The organism is Acinetobacter calcoaceticus (assembly GCF_016508255.1).
In the GTDB taxonomy this organism is placed as follows: Bacteria; Pseudomonadota; Gammaproteobacteria; order Pseudomonadales; family Moraxellaceae; genus Acinetobacter; species Acinetobacter calcoaceticus_E.
On record NZ_JADVKT010000004.1, the window covers coordinates 207,422 to 224,409 of the forward strand.

Consider the following 16,988-nt stretch of genomic DNA (forward strand, 5'->3'; position numbering starts at 1 on the left):
CTTAGTTCCCCTCACCTGTTTGCGCTTCATGGTATTCAGCAACTGCTTGAACTTCTGGATGTGCTTGTGGAGCCCATGCCACTGGACGGTCAGTATCTAACTCAAAGTTAGAAATCGCATCTTTAACTAAACGCGCGTCTACTTCACCTTCGTCAGCTAATTTTTTCAAAGTAGCAACAACGATATGTGCAGCATCAACACCAAAGAAACTACGCAAGTTAGCACGTGTATCTGAGCGACCATAACCATCTGTACCCAACGCAACAAATGGACGACCATCTGGAAGATAAGCACGGATTTGTTCGCTATACGCACGCATATGGTCTGTTGCTGAAACAACAATACCTTCTGTACCGCGTAATTGTTTAGATACCCAAGACTCTTTCACTTCTTCAGTAAGCGGGTGTAAACGGTTGTATTCTTCACATGCCATACCATCACGCGACAACTCATTGAAGCTTGTTACACTCCAAACGTTTGAATGGATTTGGTATTCATCACGTAAGATTTTCGCAGCTTTGATCACTTCACGAAGAATTACACCTGAACCAAGTAACTGGACAGTTGCTTTTTCATCTTTTTCGAATAAGTACATACCACGTTTAATGCCTTCCTCAGCGCCTTCAGGCATTGCAGGATGCTCGTAGTTTTCGTTCATTACAGTTAAGTAATAGAATATACGCTCTTGGTTCACATACATACGTTGTAAACCGTCATGAACGATGACAGCTAATTCGTAACCGAAACATGGATCATAAGATACACAGTTTGGAATAGTGTTTGCCAAGATGTGCGAATGGCCGTCTTGGTGCTGTAAGCCTTCACCGTTCAATGTAGTACGACCAGCAGTAGCACCCAACAAGAAGCCTTGAGCTTGTGCATCACCCGCAGCCCACGCAATGTCACCAATACGTTGGAAACCAAACATTGAGTAGTACATGTACATTGGAATCATTGGCAAATTATTGGTTGAATAACTTGTTGCCAACGCAGCCCATGCGCTCATCGCACCAGCTTCGTTAATCCCTTCTTGAAGCATGTGACCGTCACTTGCTTCACGGTAATGCATTAACTGTTCTTGGTCTTCTGGGGTATATTTTTGACCGTGAGCGGCATAAATACCAAGCTGACGGAACATACCTTCTAGACCAAAAGTACGCGCTTCATCTGGAACGATTGGCACTACGCGGTCTTTAATTGCTTTTTCTTTAAGTAAGGCAGCAATTAAACGAACCATAACCATAGTCGTAGATTGTTCTTTACCACCTGAACCATTTAATACTGCATCAAATACAGATAATTCAGGAATCGCTAAAATTTCACTCTCTTTACGACGTGCAGGTAGGTAACCACCTAACGCTTCACGACGCGCCTTCATATACTTCATTTCTGGAGAGTTTTCACTTGGGCGATAGAATGGAAGCTCTTCTAACTTATCATCTGTAAATGGCAGGTTGAAACGGTCACGTACATATTTTAAAGAATCGATCTGCATTTTTTTGATTTGGTGAGTTTTATTCACCGCTTCAATTTCTTCAGACAAACCATAACCTTTAACAGTTTTCGCAAGAATAACTGTTGGTTGACCTTTGGCTGTCATTGCTTCTGCATAGGCAGCAAAAACTTTGTACGGATCATGACCACCACGGTTAAGATTATCGATGTCTTCATCGCTTAAATCTTTTACAAGCTCCGCAGCTTCTGGGTACTTGCCAAAGAATTTCTCACGTGTATATGCACCACCTTTCACTTGATAGCGCTGGTATTCGCCATCAACTGTTTCTTCCATTACCGCTTTTAAAGCGCCTGTGCTGTCTTTTGCAAGTAGTGGATCCCAATGACGACCCCATACTACTTTAATAACACGCCAGCCCGCACCACGGAATAAAGATTCTAATTCTTGAATGATTTTACCGTTACCACGTACAGGGCCATCTAGACGCTGTAAGTTACAGTTAACAACCCAAATGAGGTTATCAAGTTTTTCACGACCAGCAAGTGAAATTGCACCAGTACTTTCTGGCTCATCCATCTCGCCATCGCCAAGATATGCCCAGACTTTACGATTTTCTTCTTTGATCAAGCCACGATTCATCAAATATTTTTGAATGTGCGCTTGATAAATTGACATGATTGGACCAAGACCCATTGATACAGTTGGGAATTGCCAATAGTCCGGCATTAAATATGGATGTGGATAGCTTGGTAAACCGTTACCACCAACTTCACGGCGGAAATTACTTAACTGTTCTTCAGTCAAACGCCCTTCAAGGAATGAACGAGCATAAATACCAGGAGCACAGTGCCCTTGGTAATAAATCATATCGCCGCCAAAGTTATCGCTGTTTGCACGGAAGAAATGGTTAAAACCTACGTCATATAATGTTGCACTTGATGCGAAGCTCGCCAAGTGTCCACCTAAATCATCACCTGTTTTATTCGCACGAAGTACCATTGCTAAGGCATTCCAACGAATCAATGCACGAATACGGCGTTCCATATCTTGGTCGCCTGGCATTGCAGGTTGTTCTTCAACAGAAATTGTATTTAAGTAAGGTGTATTGAGACGTTGAATTGGAACATGCTTAGCAATTGCTTGTTGGTAAAGTTTTTCCAATAAGAATGCCGCGCGCTCAGTTCCCATATGTTGTAAAACTGAATCGAATGCATCTTGCCACTCTTGGGTTTCTTGTGCATCGGAGTCACCGTAAAACGCCATAATTCACCTGTTCCTTGTTCTTTAATCTACTTTGTATTTTTACCACGTTTTACCCCTCTCTAGTTATTGCCACGGGTGAATGTGAGGGGGGCCTATTATTTTCTGAATGAATAGTCATTGACCGAGCATTAAACAAAATAACAAAAAAACGCCAATAATGGCGTTTTTTTATACAATCTTTACGTTAAAAAAGGTTTAAGCTAATTTCAGATTCATAAATTTAATAACCCTCACCTTTTCCACTATGCTTTTAAGGAAGCATCGCCAAGTAAGTTGTTGGGTTCTTACGTTGACCATCTTTTACTACTTCATAGTGCAAATGTGGACCAGTACAGCGACCAGTACACCCTACATTGGCAATATGTTCACCTGCCGACACTTGATCGCCGACACGTACCATTAAACGCGAAGCATGAGCATAGCGTGTTAAGTAACCATTACCATGGTTAATTTCAACATATTGACCATAGCCCGTGCCCCAACCAGATTTAGTTACAATACCTGGGCCTGTCGCATAGATTGGTGTGCCACTTGGAGCAGCCATATCCAATCCACCATGATGTTCGGCACGACCACTCATTGTACGACCACCAAAGTTCGAAGAAACCCGTACAGTATCAGGAAGAGGATGGGAAACTAACCAAGAGTAAGCATTTGAAGAAGAGGCATTAAAAGAGTTCTTTGCGCTCGTATTGCCATATTTTTTTGCGAGCGACTCATTGTTGAGTTCAACCGTTTTTTGGCGTAAGGTCACTGAAACTTTCGCACTCGCCGGAAGATCTAAATCATCAGGATGGGTATATGAACCTTGCGATAATGTTTTTGATAGTTGTTCCAATCGATCTGAATCAGTAGATTGGTTAATTGTTTGATAATCTGCAAAAGCAACTGATGCTGCCGAAGCGGCAAGTGAAAACGCTAATAAAATACGACGCGTGTGCATAAAAACCTCTTGAAACTGTTCTTACTCAAGTTCCTTATGATCTCTTCCTTGATATCAATTGAAATGAACGCTTAAGATAAAGACAAGAATCTATCCGAGAATGACCCATGTCTAAACCCGATAACGTTTTTCAACAAACCGGAAAACACATAAAAACAGGAAACCTTACGTTTCTAACAACGCAAGTCGCGCAATGGCAAAGACTTACGAAAATTATCCAACCCTTATTGCCCCAACCGGAACAATGGCAAGTCGTGTGTTATCAAAATGGTTCTTTAATTATTACTGGTGAAAATCAGGCGATGATTAGTCAACTCAGTTATTTACAGAACCAATATGTATCTAAATTATCTCAACTTGAAGGATTAAAAGACTTACAGAGAATTCAGGTTCGCTTGAGAAATAAAAACATTCCAAATGCACCCTCATCTGAGCCATCTAAACCCATCCCCCCGGAAACACAAGAAATGTTACGTAGTGCAGCCGACTTTGTGAGCGACCCTAAGCTTAGCCAAGCTTTACTACGTTTGGCAAGCAATAAAAAATTATGAGCTATATCTTCACTAGAAAGTTTAGTCATATTTGTGTGACAAAATTCACACTTTAAAATGTTACACTATAACATGGTTAAATAAAGACAATGACTTATGTCACACTGACATATGGAATTGGACATTCGTTCTCGTCATTAAATGTTACAATTTCATAATTACTTGGATCGCTTTGAACATTGCGTAACAACTGATTATTTAAAGCATGTCCTGATTTATAGCCATCGAATTTGGCAATAATTTGATGACCAAGCAAATACAAATCACCTACTGCATCTAAAATCTTATGTCTCACAAATTCATCGGCGAAACGTAAGCCTTCTTCGTTAACCACGCCTGTATCATCAACACCAATCGCATTATCTAAACTTGCACCTAAAGCTAAGTTATTTGCTTTGAGATAATCCAAATCTTTCATAAAACCAAAAGTACGAGCTTCACTGACTTCATATACAAAAGTTTCAGTGGAAAAGTCGATAGTCGCAGATTGGTATTCTTTAGCAAATGCCGGGTGGTCAAAATCAATCGTAAAATTTAACTGAAAACCATTATGTGGATTAAAAATTGCCCGTTTATCATCTATTAATGCTTCAACTGGTTTTAATATTCTTATAAATTTTTTCGGTGCATCCTGTTCACGTAATCCACCTTGCATTAAGAGGTAAATAAATGGACCGGCACTTCCATCCATAATTGGAACTTCAGATGCAGATACCTCAACAATGAGATTATCGATTCCTAGACCCGCAATTGCACTCATTACATGCTCAATCGTTCCAACTTTTATCTCTCCAATGACTAAATTGGAGCACATAAAAGCTTCTTGAATTAACAAAGCATTTGCATGGATTTCCACAGGCGGGTTTAAATCGATACGACGAAATACAATACCCCCATCCACGGTATGTGGAATGAAATTGATCATCACTTTTTGACCGCTATGAAGACCTATTCCACTCGCTTTTACCACACGACTGAGAGTACGTTGTTTCACCATGCTTTGTAACTTCTTTTTTAAAACCGCTATACGTTAGCATATTTAGTCATTGATCAAAAACAAAAAAAGGCAGTGTTTAAACACTGCCTTTTTTAAATCTAATAACATTTTACTTACGTTGCTGATTTTTCAAGTAATCTTGAATACTCATTGGAGAAGAGCGCGGAGAAGAACTTGCTGTACTACTCACTTCATTGTCTGCATTTTGACGCTTATTAATTGCAGGAACGTCATCTTCATCAACAGATTGAGCTGATTGAGTCGATGCGTGGCTTACAGTATTACGTTTTCTCGGTTCTGCATCTGCTGCATTACGTGTTAAACCAGTTGCAATCACTGTTACACGTAATTCATCACGCGCATCTGGATCAAATACCGTACCGTAGAAGATTTCACCTTCATCAAGGTCAACAATCTGGTTCACAACATCAGTGATAATTTCAGTTTCGCGTAAAGTAATATCATCACCACCAGTAATGTTAATCAACACACCTTTAGCATTAATAATATTTACGTTATCAAGCAATGGACTGCGAATAGCCTGTTCAGCCGCTTGACGTGCACGGTCTTCACCACGACCTAAACCAGCACCCATCATTGCATAACCACGTGTACTCATTGCAGTTTTTAAATCGGCGAAGTCAAGGTTAATGTGACCACGATTTACAACAAGGTCAAAGATACTACGTACAGCATTTAACAATACATCATCAGCTTTTTTATAAGCATCTTTCATTGAAATATCGCCATATACGCTAAGTAAGCGTTGGTTAGGGATAATAATCAATGAATCAACATGTGCTTCAAGTGCTTCAATACCGCGTTCAGCAGACTTTAAACGGCGACGACCTTCAAAATTAAATGGGGTTGTCACAACACCAACAGTCAAAATACCCATTTCTTTGGCAACTTCAGCCACAACAGGTGCCGCACCAGTACCCGTACCACCACCCATACCAGCGGTAACGAACACCATATCCGTACCTTCAAGATGGTGACGAATAATTTCACGGCTTTCTTCTGCTGCTACTTGTCCTACTTCAGGGTTAGCACCAGCACCTAGACCACGTGTACTTTGCTCGCCTAACTGAATTTTGAAAGGTGCATTCATACAGTCAAGTGCTTGTTTGTCTGTATTGGCACAAACGAATTTAACACCTTGAATATCAGACTGCACCATATGTTGAACGGCATTACCGCCACCACCACCTACACCAAATACAGTGAAACGGGCTTGACCGTTGCCATCGTTTAGTTCATCTTCTATAAATTCAAATGAGGCCATGACCTTTAGGGTTCCTAATACATTATGGCAGTCACTTCAGCCCGTATACTGCCTTGATTTTCAAAAATAACTAATTTTAAGAATGCTGTGCAATACAAACCTTGTCAAGTACAGTGGTTTTCTCTTACAACTTCCTAACAATTCTACCAATAAATCCATACATCCTAAAAAATGGCTTTTAGCTTGCTATTAAATGCATTCCAGCCATTTACCATTCGCTCCCATACCGAACGGTCATTTGCCTCTTCAGGCTCTTCAACAGCTTCTTGCAACTCACTTTGGCTAAACATGAGCAAACCAGCTGCTGTTGCATACATCGAACGACGTAATGCTGCCTGATGCTGATCATCAGCATAAACCTGTAACGGAGGATTACCCAAATGTGCAGATACTCCCAGCATACGACGAGCCAAACTCACCATACCTTCGATTTGACAAGCATCCCCTGTCAACACTACACCATGGTATAAACCATGAATTGCACCACTATGTTCGAGTTCATCGCGAATCTGGCTAAAGATCTCTTCATAACGGGCAATAATAATTTCTGACAGCTCAATTCGACTAATGGTTTGAGGACCATCAATTCCTTCTACCTGAATCATGTGATCTGGCTTAACAGCACTTAAATCAACACAACCATGCAGAATTTTAATGCGTTCAGCTTCTTCTGTCGTAGTTTGCAATACAGCAGCAATATCACGCGTAACGTGTTCACCACCGCGCTGCAATGTACGCGCCAGAGCCAAACGTCCATCCAGATAAACTGCAAGATTAGTAATGCCTGCGCCTATATCAACCAGACAAACCCCATATTCTTTTTCATCTTTAAGCAAGCTTGCCTCGGCGGTTGCCAGACAAGATACCACCATTTTTTCAACCCCGATATTTGCACCTTTCATGGCGCGATCAAGGTTTTGCATAGTCGCTATAGGCATCATCATTAACTGATAATGTCCCGTCATACTATGGGCAGTCATGTTAATCGGATTCTGCACCCATTCAGCAGAATCACCCAATTCAAAGCCTAAAGGCACTGCACTTGCTAAATAGTAATCAGAAGTCACATGACTTGCTTTTGCCAATTCTAACGCGCGCACGACTTCATTTGTTGTAATAACATGTGCTGGATTACCTACTGGTGTGCGTCCAGAAGCATAAAAACTTTGCAACTCGGTACTCGGAATCGATACCCATGCGCTATGAATGCGACATTCGGCCATATTTTCCGCTTCAGCAACAGCATTTTTAATCGCAGCGATGACTTTATCGAGGCTTACGATTTTTCCTTTATTCATGCCTCGATTGCGAGCAGTTGCCATACCGATAACTTGAATGTTATCCGGCGCATGAATTTTTCCAATCAAAACTGAAACTTTATGTGTCCCAATGTCAATCGCAACAACTGAGGGAACAGCTTCACTCATCACTCATACCATTTCTTTGTTGTTTAATACCAGGCAAATTGCCTATTTTAAAGCCACGTATTATGGCTTTGCTTGTGTTCCACCTGCAATGCTTGTGTCATCAATCGTTACAACAAACTGACCATTCACAATTTTAGGTGGTGTTGCGTTCTTCCATTGAATAGATAATCCATTACGATATCGCAAATCAATGGCTGAGATTTTCGACCATACCGGTTTTAAGTCAGATTGTGCCAGATGACTTAAACGTTGCAACTTATTCATTGTTTGATCTTGGTCAACAATAATTCGCAAACCTGTATCAAACTGCATAAACCAAGTCATTCGCTCCGTCAGATATAACTCTTTTAAGCGCAAATTGACAGGATGGAATAATTGATTAATTTCATTATAGCGTCGCATCATCATTTTCGACTGGCTTACCGGACCATGGAGTAACGGAAGCTCAGGATGAATTGTCGGCTCTGCCTCACTAAATACATCGCCTCCATCGCTTAACAAGCGACCTGTTCCCCAACGGGCGATGGCATGTCGAGGCATGACACGAACACGAATACCATTGGGCCAAGCACGAGATACAACAACTCGGTCTACCCACGAAATTTCTAATGTTTTATCACGAATCTGTTCTAAATCAGATGTGAAATAATTTGCTTTTATAATTGGAGCAACATGCTGCATCACTTGTTGAGTTTCAACTGAAGACGTTGACCCCACAACCTCTAGCTTTGCAACTGTTGCATCTGTAATAACTTTATATAGCCCATAGATTCCGACTGCCAGCACTACAAAAGCAATAACCAACAGCACCCATCCACCAGCATTTGCAAGCTTCTGCTTACGTGTAGGCGGTTTATCATGAATAGAGGTGATGGCCGCACGTTTACGGCGCATGGAAGCCGGAAGTTGTGCCATATTTAAGCCGTACCTTCCAATGTTTGCTCAAGAATAGCAACACACAATTCATCAAAACTATAGCCAACAGCTTTAGCAGCTTTTGGAACTAAAGAGTGGCTGGTCATACCTGGCACAGTGTTTACTTCTAAAAGCCAGAAATTACCCTGCTCATCCTGCATTGCATCAATACGGCCCCAGCTTTCTGCACCAACTGCCTGAAAAGCACGCAAGCACAATGCTTGCAGGTTTTTCTCTTCTGTCTCACTTAGACCACAAGGAATACCATACTCTACATCATTACGTTGATATTTCGCTTCGTAATCATAAAAGGCAACATCAGCTGGTGGCTGTAAACGAATAACGGGTAAAGGCTGTCCATTCAAGAATGAAATTGTGAATTCACGGCCTGTAATCCACTTTTCTGCCATCACAACAGCATCGTGCTGAGTCGCCTTTTCAATTGCAGCAGCAAAGTCTTCTGCTTTCTCAACCTTACTCATGCCCACACTTGAGCCTTCATGTACAGGTTTGATAATCACAGGTAGGCCTAACTCAGCAATAACCGCATCTAAATCTGTCTCTTTAGTAATAATGCGATATGGCGCTGTAGGTAAATCACTACCTTGCCAGATTTGCTTGGTTTTGACTTTATCCATGCCAATAGCAGAACCTTGTACACCTGTTCCGGTATAAGGCAGATTTAACCATTCAAGTACACCTTGAATCTGGCCATCTTCACCACCACGACCATGCAATACAATAAATGCACGATCATAATTTACAAGTTCAGTCACACTGCGGTCTTGGGGATCAAATGCTTCAGCCTGAACACCCGAACGTAACAAAGCATCCAGAACTGCCTGACCACTATCTAAAGACACAGCACGCTCAGCCGATTTCCCACCAAACAACACAGCAACTTTGCCGAATTTTGTAGCATTTGACACGTTTAAATCCTTAACCCGATAATTTAATACTTTTTTGTTTATTTCACATACAAATGGTGTTGTGCAAGTTCTACTGAAATTGCTCCCACGTTACCCGCACCTTGCGTTAATAACAAGTCATTTGGTTGTAACACATTTTGCATGATGTTTTGCAAATTACCTTCAACCGGATCGATCAAAATCGGTTCCACCTGTCCACGTAAACGAATACTACGCGCCAAAGTACGGCTGTCTGCACCTACAATAGGCTTTTCACCGGCAGGATAAACTTCCAATAATAATAATTGATCAACTTGAGAGAGCACTTCAATAAAGTCATCAAAACAATCGCGGGTACGAGAGTAACGGTGTGGCTGGAAAAGCATAACCAAACGACGATCTGGATGACTCTGACGAGCAGCTTTAATGGTTGCTTCTACTTCTTTCGGATGGTGTCCATAGTCATCAACTAATTTAACGTTACCATCAGCAAGTTCAAATTCACCTTGTACTTGGAAGCGACGGCCAACACCACTAAATCCTGCCAAAGCACGGCTAATTGCATCATCAGAAACACCTTCATCAGTCGCAACACCAATAGCTGCCAAAGCATTCAAAATATTATGCATGCCCGGTTGATTAATCGTTAAACGCAGTGGTTCACGACCTTTACGTAATACGGTGAAGTGTGAACGCATACCATCTTGTTCAACATCAATTGCGCGAATGTCGTTGTCTTCATTAAAACCATAGGTAATGACTGGACGGCCTACACGTGGCAGAATTTCACGAATGTTCGCATCATCACCACAAACTACTGCCAAACCATAGAACGGTAAGTTATGAAGGAACTGTACAAACGTATCTTTTAATTTATCAAAGCTACCTTCATAGGTATCCATATGGTCAGCATCAATGTTCGTTACAATGGCTGCCATAGGTTGTAAATAAAGGAAAGATGCATCTGATTCATCGGCTTCAGCAACGATAAAACGACTTTCACCTAACGCAGCATTTACGCCTGTACTGTTAAGTAAACCACCGATTACATAAGTTGGATCAAGATTTTCTTCAGCCAACATGGTCGTTAATAGACTAGTAGTAGTCGTTTTACCATGTGTACCAGCCACAGCAATACCATGACGGTAACGCATCAGCTCACCTAGCATTTCTGCGCGGCGTACGATTGGAGTACGTTGTTCAATCGCTGCTTTAATTTCCGGATTTTCTGGATCAATGGCTGTAGAAACGACAAGCACATTGGCATTTTTAATATTTTCTGCTTGATGGCCGATATAAACCTTGATGCCATTTTGCTCTAATTGTTCTGTAGTTTTAGATGCTTTAATGTCTGAACCGGAAATTTTATAACCTTGGTTACCCAATACCTCTGCAATACCACACATCCCAGCACCACCGATCCCCACAAAATGGATGTGTTTGATACGGCGCATTTCAGGCACTTTAATCAGTTTTTTTGCTTGGTTTGCAGGTGTTGATGGAGACATAGTAAATCCGATTACATTTTTTGGATAAGATCAACCACATGCTGAGTCGCATCTGGTTGGGCATGTTGACGCGCTTTCACTGCCATTTCAGTAAGTAATTGGCGGTTCATCAGCGAAGTAAACAATTCATTTAAAACATCTGGTGTCATGGTCGATTGCTGACAAATTTTTGCAGCACCGACATCGGCCAGAAATTTGGCATTTGCAGTTTGATGGTCATCAACTGCTATAGGAAGTGGTACAAAAACCGCAGCCACACCTGCTGTTGCAACTTCTGTTACTGTTAGTGCCCCAGCTCGGCAAATAATTAAATCTGCCTCACTATAAGCCTTTGCCATATCTTCAATAAACGGCAAAACCTGCACAGTTAGATTGGCTGGTGCATCTGCATAAAGTGCTTGAGTTGCCTCAACTTGTTGCTGACCACACTGGTGAAAAATATTGAGTGGAATTTGTAATTGTTTTAATGCTGGAGGTAAACGTTCATTGAGTGCTTTAGCACCTAATGACCCTCCAACAATGAGAATATTTAAAGGTTGTTCCGCTTGTTCCCGCTCATCATAGCGCCACTTTGGGCTTAAAATATCTGTGATTTCACGACGTACAGGATTTCCTGTGGTCACTACTTTACCACCAGCAGGAAAAGTATTTGGAAATGCTTCACAGACTACTTTAGCAACACGAGACAACTGCGCATTGGTAAACCCGGCAACTGCATTTTGCTCATGAATAAGCACAGGAATGCCTAACAGTCGTGCTGCTAGACCACCTGGTCCCGCTACATAACCACCAAAGCCTGCAACTGCATCAACTTTAAGCTGTTTCATATAGCGCATAGCACTAAAAGTGGCTTTTAAAATTTTAAAAGGTGCGGCCAGTTTACGAATTACACCGTTTCCGCGAACACCTTGGATATCAATTTGATATATTGGAATATTTTGATTTTTTAATAATCGATTTTCCATACCTGTTGGCGTGGCTAACCATGAAACTTGGCAACCTTGTTGTTGAAGTTGTTTAGCTACGGCGAGGGCTGGAAAAACATGTCCACCTGTACCGGCAGCCATCATCATGACATGTTTAGGTTTGCTTTGCTGTGAATCGGTCACGGTCTAATTCTTCAACTTAAAAAACAATGGAAATTGTCATCTATTTTTGTAGCCGTTTATTTTAATCCTAAAGCTTCATTAACGAAAAGCTAATTTCACTCGTTTATAACAGAAAGATGTGCTTTTTTGAAAATATGCCTACAAAGCTGTGGTATATTTAGTATTGTTATTTTATTAATTCATATATTTTCAGGTGATTTCCTACATTTACTTTAGAAAACCACCCGAAATAAATAATTAAGCTGAACGTCCAGCTTCTAATACATCAAATAGATCGTCGGCAATTGAAGTACCAAATTGAGCATCAATTTCACGAATACAGGTTGGGCTGGTGACATTAATTTCAGTAACATAATTACCAATTACATCTAGGCCAACAAAAATCAATCCTTTCTCGCGCAAGAAAGGCCCAATTTTAGCCGCAATGAGCTTATCGTTTTCAGTTAATGGACGCGCTTGACCTAAACCACCCGCAGCCAAATTACCACGGACTTCACCGTTTTGTGGAATACGTGCCAGACAGTAAGGAATAGGCTCGCCATTCACCATTAAAATACGTTTATCCCCTTCTACAATTTCAGGAATATAACGCTGTGCCATAATTGGACGATTGCCTAATTCTGTGAGCATTTCTAGAGTAGAACCAATATTTACGCCATCTTGGTATAAACGAAAAATCCCCATGCCCCCCATGCCATCAAGCGGCTTAACAATGACATCACCATGTTCTTTAATAAATTCGCGAATTAAACTTTGCTGTGATGTCACAAGTGTAGGCACTTGTAGCTCTGGGAACTGCGTTGCAAAGAGTTTTTCGTTGCAATCACGCAATGATTGAGGATTATTAATAATCCATGAACCTTCACGCTCAGCTTGCTCAAGCACGTAAGTCGTGTAAACGAAATTCATATCAAAAGGTGGGTCTTTACGCATAAGCACTACATCATAAGTAGCGATAGATTCTTTTTTCTTTTCACCTAACTCATAGTAATGGTTGTAATCTTCAAACACTTCTAAAGGTGAGATAAGACCGTAAGCTTTACCTTGATCGATATATAAATCTTGCTGTAATGCATAACCCAATTCATGTCCACGACGGCTCGCCGCCCACAACATTGCCATGGTTGAATCCTTTTTCAAATTTACGGTTTCAATCGGATCCATGACGACAAGTACACGCATGCTCAAGCTCTTCTTAAAATTTAAATTAACATGAGTATAGCTGAGATTTTTCACTGGTTTTTCTTAATTTCGGTAAATCGTTATCTGTTATTCCGTTATCTATAATTAAAATAAATTCAGTTAAACTATCGTCATAAATCACTATTTTTTTAAGGTTTAGAATGAAGCTTTATCGCTATTTAACTGGCCCCGACGACTCAGCTTTTTGTGCTCGTGTAACTAAAGCACTCAATCATGGCTGGGAATTATATGAAGCACCAACTATGACTTTTAATGGTACGCATGTCATTGTTGGACAAGCAATTTGTAAAACAATTGATGAGAATTATGATCCAGAAATAGATATTTTAGATATTCTCAAGAATAATGCTTAATCCCAATATCTTTTTTTAATCCAATAAATATATCTTTAAGTCATATTGATAACTCAAGCTAATCAATTGTCATCTGCATTAGCTTGCACTATCACCACAATCCCTTAAAAATAAATCTTTTAAAAAATCACCCTATCAATTTTAGAGACGATAGTTCTTTTATTCTAAATAGATAAATGATTATAATTATCATTTATACTTTTATTTTTGTTAATTGATTTTATTTTTATGTTAAGAATTTCTATATCATCTCCCCAAATTAAGCGTCTTTTCCCGCTGAGCTTACTCAGTTTAATGATCTTGAATATTCAAGGTGCCTACGCAGAAGAGTTGACTGACTCATCATCAAAAGTTGCAGCCACCATGCCCACCATAAAAATTGAAGCCATGAGTGAGCTTGACCCCATTAAAAGCTACATTGACTATGACAAAGCCAATGTCACCCGCAATGGTTTAGATAAAAAAGATATTCCTCAAACCATTGATACCATTGATGTTCAGAAATATAAAATTTATGGATCAAATGACCTAAGCGTTATGCTGCAAGGTACACCCGGGGTATCAACCAGTTATGATATGCGTGGTGATGGAATTACTATTCGTGGTTTTGGAGCGGATACAGGCGATATTTACCGCGATGGTATACGTGAAAGTGGGCAAGTACGCCGTAGTACAGCCAATATTGAGCGTATTGAAATTTTAAAAGGCCCTGCTTCTGTTTTATATGGTCGTAGTGCTGGTGGTGGGGTTGTGAATATGGTGAGTAAGTTTGCCAATTTTGACTCTAAAAGTTCAGTTGGTGCGTATGCTGGTTCTTACGATAACTACGGAACAACTGCTGACATCAACCAAGTCATTAATGACAATTTAGCAGTTCGTTTGACCGGAGAATATGGCGAGTCAGGGAGCTTCCGCTCTGGTATTGAAAATAAAATTGAAATGTTTTCACCAAGCTTTACCTATAAAAATGATGATGAAACGCTGACTTGGACCACACAATATACCTATGACAAATTAGGTCGTGTGCCTGACCGCGGACCAACACGGGATAACTTGCCTGCGGGAACTTCAATTAAAATGGGATTTGCCCAAGACGGCGATTATGTTGATGATATTTTGCAAGTAGTGCGTACCGACATAAATTATCAATATGCCCCTGACTGGAACTTTCACTGGGCAGCAAGTTACCGACAAGCGGAGCAAAACTTTGATCACTTTTATTTTGGAACTTATTGTGGGTTAGATGGAATAGATTTAAAAGGTAAAGCATGCACCACTAAAAAAGGCTACATCAACCAAATTTACTACTGGCAACAAACCAGCAATAAGACCACGACCAATACCTTTGATATTAAGGGCAAGTTCAAAACAGGCCAATTTGAACACCAAATTATGATGGGTACAGACTGGACCTATGAACAACGCGAGCCACGCTTAGCAAATAAAGCTCAAAATGGTTCTATTTACGGCTACGTTAATCCATTCACAAGTGAACGTGAATACAGCCGCGGCAATGGCCCACTATCGATTAGTCAGCATAACTATAATGAAGGCACAACTTATGGTGTATTCATTCAAGATTTAATTGGTCTAAATGATCAACTTAAACTCATGATGGGCCTACGCTACGATTACTTCGACTTTTCAACCACCAACAAACTGACTAGTGAACATCGCAATGTAAAAGACAGCAGCTTTAGTCCAAATGTTGGTTTGGTATGGCAACCACTTCCTGAACATAGTTTTTACACTTCTTATTCTAAGAGCTTTGCACCGTTTGGTGGACAAATGGGTGTTAACCAAGTTACAGGCAGCACCGACGTCGCAAAAATGGATAAAGAGCCTCAATATAACGAGCAATACGAAGTCGGGGTAAAAAGTGAATGGTTAGATAATCGCTTAAACACTCAATTTTCTGTCTTTGATATTCGTAAAAATAATATTCGCTATAAACCGAACCCAGACAGTGAACCAGATGTGTGGGCAACTGCGGGACAGCATCAATCTCGTGGTCTTGAATTTAGTTTTATTGGCCGTGTACTTGATAATGTCTTTGTTCGCGGTGGTTATGGCTACACAGATGCGAAAGTAAAAGAAGATAAACAAAAGCCTGAACAAGAAGGTAACTATTTAGCAAATACATCTAAAAACACAGGTAATTTATTTGTTCGTTATTTACCAACCGAGCAGTGGTATACCGAGGTGGGTGTGACCTATGTAGGGTCTTATTATCCAAACATTAATAATCAAGTAAAAATGGAAGGCTTTAACCGTGTTGATGCGGCGATTGGTTATAGTGCAGACCCTTGGAATGTCACACTTGCGGTGAATAATTTAACCAATAAAGAGTACTGGCGTTCAGACAGCATGCCAGGCACGCCACGTAATGTGTTATTGCGTTTGAATTATCAATTCTAAATAAAAATATTAAAAAGGCATCCCCCTATTTAGAGGTATGCCTTTTGTTTTTAATAATAAAAGAGACAAGTTTTTTATCTTCAATAAATAAAATATTTAATTTTTAGATTATACTTTTCTCATTAAAGATACCAATTAAATAAACAATATGAATAAACAGTTTATTTTAACTTTTTTATTATTTTTTTTATCACTATCAACAGAGGCAAAAATCATTACTCTTTCAATTGATACATATCAAGACTTATCAAAACAACAGCAAAATAGTATTAAAGACAACCTCAACAAAGGATGGATCAGTTATGCTAGAGATGATACAAAAATTCATTATTTGAGTTATCAACTAATTAAATCTATTTCAGACTCCGTCGTAATAGCTCCAGTTAAAACCACACCAGTCAATCTAGGAAATTTAAATTCTTTAGAGTTATGGCAATTTGACTGCAAAAATAAAAAAATGATGTTGTTGTCCGAAGCGACTTATTCAATTACGAATTCTGAAATATTTTCAATACAAGAAGTAGAATTTCCACAAGAAGTACCAGCTATTCCTAATTCTATTGCAAATAGAATTCTAGAAATGGCATGTGTTCTAAACTACATAAAAAATCATTAGGCATAAAAGGAAGGAGAGTTCAAGTGCCCCTTCCTT

The 16,988-nt window shown here is 40.0% G+C and carries 14 protein-coding genes; 4 read left to right on the forward strand and 10 right to left on the reverse strand.

Annotated features, from left to right (window positions below; translation table 11 throughout):
- Position 1: 1 nt before the first annotated feature.
- Together aceE and I5515_RS10390 are read right to left on the reverse strand one after the other, a co-directional pair.
- On the reverse strand, positions 2 to 2,719 hold the full coding sequence (gene aceE / locus I5515_RS10385; RefSeq protein WP_199966414.1) for a pyruvate dehydrogenase (acetyl-transferring), homodimeric type: 2,718 nt from the start codon (positions 2,717 to 2,719) through the stop codon (positions 2 to 4).
- Between the two features lie 250 nt (positions 2,720 to 2,969).
- Positions 2,970 to 3,662 carry a M23 family metallopeptidase gene (locus I5515_RS10390; RefSeq protein ID WP_005300632.1) on the reverse strand — a complete coding sequence of 231 codons (693 nt, stop codon included), beginning with the start codon at positions 3,660 to 3,662 and terminating at the stop codon, positions 2,970 to 2,972.
- A gap of 107 nt (positions 3,663 to 3,769) precedes the next feature.
- Between I5515_RS10390 and I5515_RS10395 the strand changes: the two genes are divergently transcribed.
- Positions 3,770 to 4,213 (forward strand): DciA family protein, encoded by a 444-nt coding sequence (locus I5515_RS10395; RefSeq protein ID WP_199966415.1) that lies wholly within the window; start codon positions 3,770 to 3,772, stop codon positions 4,211 to 4,213.
- A 94-nt stretch (positions 4,214 to 4,307) separates the two neighbouring features.
- Here I5515_RS10395 and lpxC read toward each other — a convergent pair whose 3' ends face one another.
- The 8 genes from lpxC to gshB all read right to left on the reverse strand — a co-directional run bounded on the left by lpxC (position 4,308) and on the right by gshB (position 13,544).
- Positions 4,308 to 5,210, reverse strand: coding sequence for a UDP-3-O-acyl-N-acetylglucosamine deacetylase (lpxC, locus tag I5515_RS10400; RefSeq protein WP_199966416.1), 903 nt, complete (start codon positions 5,208 to 5,210; stop codon positions 4,308 to 4,310).
- Between the two features lie 109 nt (positions 5,211 to 5,319).
- Positions 5,320 to 6,495, reverse strand: a complete 1,176-nt coding sequence (gene ftsZ, locus I5515_RS10405) for a cell division protein FtsZ (RefSeq protein ID WP_003654090.1) — start codon at positions 6,493 to 6,495, stop codon at positions 5,320 to 5,322.
- 164 nt (positions 6,496 to 6,659) lie between these two features.
- Positions 6,660 to 7,922 (reverse strand): cell division protein FtsA, encoded by a 1,263-nt coding sequence (gene ftsA / locus I5515_RS10410; protein WP_199966417.1) that lies wholly within the window; start codon positions 7,920 to 7,922, stop codon positions 6,660 to 6,662.
- A gap of 60 nt (positions 7,923 to 7,982) precedes the next feature.
- Positions 7,983 to 8,837 carry a cell division protein FtsQ/DivIB gene (locus tag I5515_RS10415; protein WP_199966418.1) on the reverse strand — a complete coding sequence of 285 codons (855 nt, stop codon included), beginning with the start codon at positions 8,835 to 8,837 and terminating at the stop codon, positions 7,983 to 7,985.
- 2 nt (positions 8,838 to 8,839) lie between these two features.
- Positions 8,840 to 9,766 (reverse strand): D-alanine--D-alanine ligase, encoded by a 927-nt coding sequence (locus I5515_RS10420; RefSeq protein WP_005300616.1) that lies wholly within the window; start codon positions 9,764 to 9,766, stop codon positions 8,840 to 8,842.
- 38 nt (positions 9,767 to 9,804) lie between these two features.
- Positions 9,805 to 11,253 (reverse strand): UDP-N-acetylmuramate--L-alanine ligase, encoded by a 1,449-nt coding sequence (gene murC / locus I5515_RS10425; RefSeq protein ID WP_199966419.1) that lies wholly within the window; start codon positions 11,251 to 11,253, stop codon positions 9,805 to 9,807.
- Positions 11,254 to 11,264: 11 nt separating this feature from the next.
- Positions 11,265 to 12,362 (reverse strand): undecaprenyldiphospho-muramoylpentapeptide beta-N-acetylglucosaminyltransferase, encoded by a 1,098-nt coding sequence (gene murG / locus I5515_RS10430; protein ID WP_199966420.1) that lies wholly within the window; start codon positions 12,360 to 12,362, stop codon positions 11,265 to 11,267.
- 237 nt (positions 12,363 to 12,599) lie between these two features.
- The gene (gene gshB, locus I5515_RS10435; RefSeq protein WP_199966422.1) at positions 12,600 to 13,544 is read right to left on the reverse strand and encodes a glutathione synthase; all 945 of its coding nucleotides are present in this window, start codon (positions 13,542 to 13,544) and stop codon (positions 12,600 to 12,602) included.
- Between the two features lie 161 nt (positions 13,545 to 13,705).
- Between gshB and I5515_RS10440 the strand changes: the two genes are divergently transcribed.
- From I5515_RS10440 to I5515_RS10450, 3 genes are all read left to right on the forward strand, one after another.
- Positions 13,706 to 13,918: a DUF1737 domain-containing protein gene (locus I5515_RS10440; protein WP_199966424.1), complete on the forward strand. Its 213-nt coding sequence runs from the start codon at positions 13,706 to 13,708 to the stop codon at positions 13,916 to 13,918.
- A gap of 228 nt (positions 13,919 to 14,146) precedes the next feature.
- On the forward strand, positions 14,147 to 16,336 hold the full coding sequence (locus tag I5515_RS10445; RefSeq protein ID WP_199966427.1) for a TonB-dependent receptor: 2,190 nt from the start codon (positions 14,147 to 14,149) through the stop codon (positions 16,334 to 16,336).
- A gap of 148 nt (positions 16,337 to 16,484) precedes the next feature.
- Entirely contained in the window at positions 16,485 to 16,952 is a 468-nt protein-coding gene (locus tag I5515_RS10450; RefSeq protein ID WP_199966429.1) for a surface-adhesin E family protein, read from the forward strand.
- The last annotated feature ends 36 nt before the right edge of the window (positions 16,953 to 16,988 follow it).

Coding starts and splice junctions, on each gene's coding strand:
- I5515_RS10415 (WP_199966418.1), bottom strand. CDS start 8,837: ATGGCACAACTTCCGGCTTCCATGCGCCGTAAACGTGCGGCCATCACC.
- aceE (WP_199966414.1), bottom strand. CDS start 2,719: ATGGCGTTTTACGGTGACTCCGATGCACAAGAAACCCAAGAGTGGCAA.
- lpxC (WP_199966416.1), bottom strand. CDS start 5,210: ATGGTGAAACAACGTACTCTCAGTCGTGTGGTAAAAGCGAGTGGAATA.
- murC (WP_199966419.1), bottom strand. CDS start 11,253: ATGTCTCCATCAACACCTGCAAACCAAGCAAAAAAACTGATTAAAGTG.
- ftsZ (WP_003654090.1), bottom strand. CDS start 6,495: ATGGCCTCATTTGAATTTATAGAAGATGAACTAAACGATGGCAACGGT.
- gshB (WP_199966422.1), bottom strand. CDS start 13,544: ATGCGTGTACTTGTCGTCATGGATCCGATTGAAACCGTAAATTTGAAA.
- I5515_RS10445 (WP_199966427.1), top strand. CDS start 14,147: ATGTTAAGAATTTCTATATCATCTCCCCAAATTAAGCGTCTTTTCCCG.
- I5515_RS10450 (WP_199966429.1), top strand. CDS start 16,485: ATGAATAAACAGTTTATTTTAACTTTTTTATTATTTTTTTTATCACTA.
- I5515_RS10390 (WP_005300632.1), bottom strand. CDS start 3,662: ATGCACACGCGTCGTATTTTATTAGCGTTTTCACTTGCCGCTTCGGCA.
- I5515_RS10395 (WP_199966415.1), top strand. CDS start 3,770: ATGTCTAAACCCGATAACGTTTTTCAACAAACCGGAAAACACATAAAA.
- I5515_RS10440 (WP_199966424.1), top strand. CDS start 13,706: ATGAAGCTTTATCGCTATTTAACTGGCCCCGACGACTCAGCTTTTTGT.
- ftsA (WP_199966417.1), bottom strand. CDS start 7,922: ATGAGTGAAGCTGTTCCCTCAGTTGTTGCGATTGACATTGGGACACAT.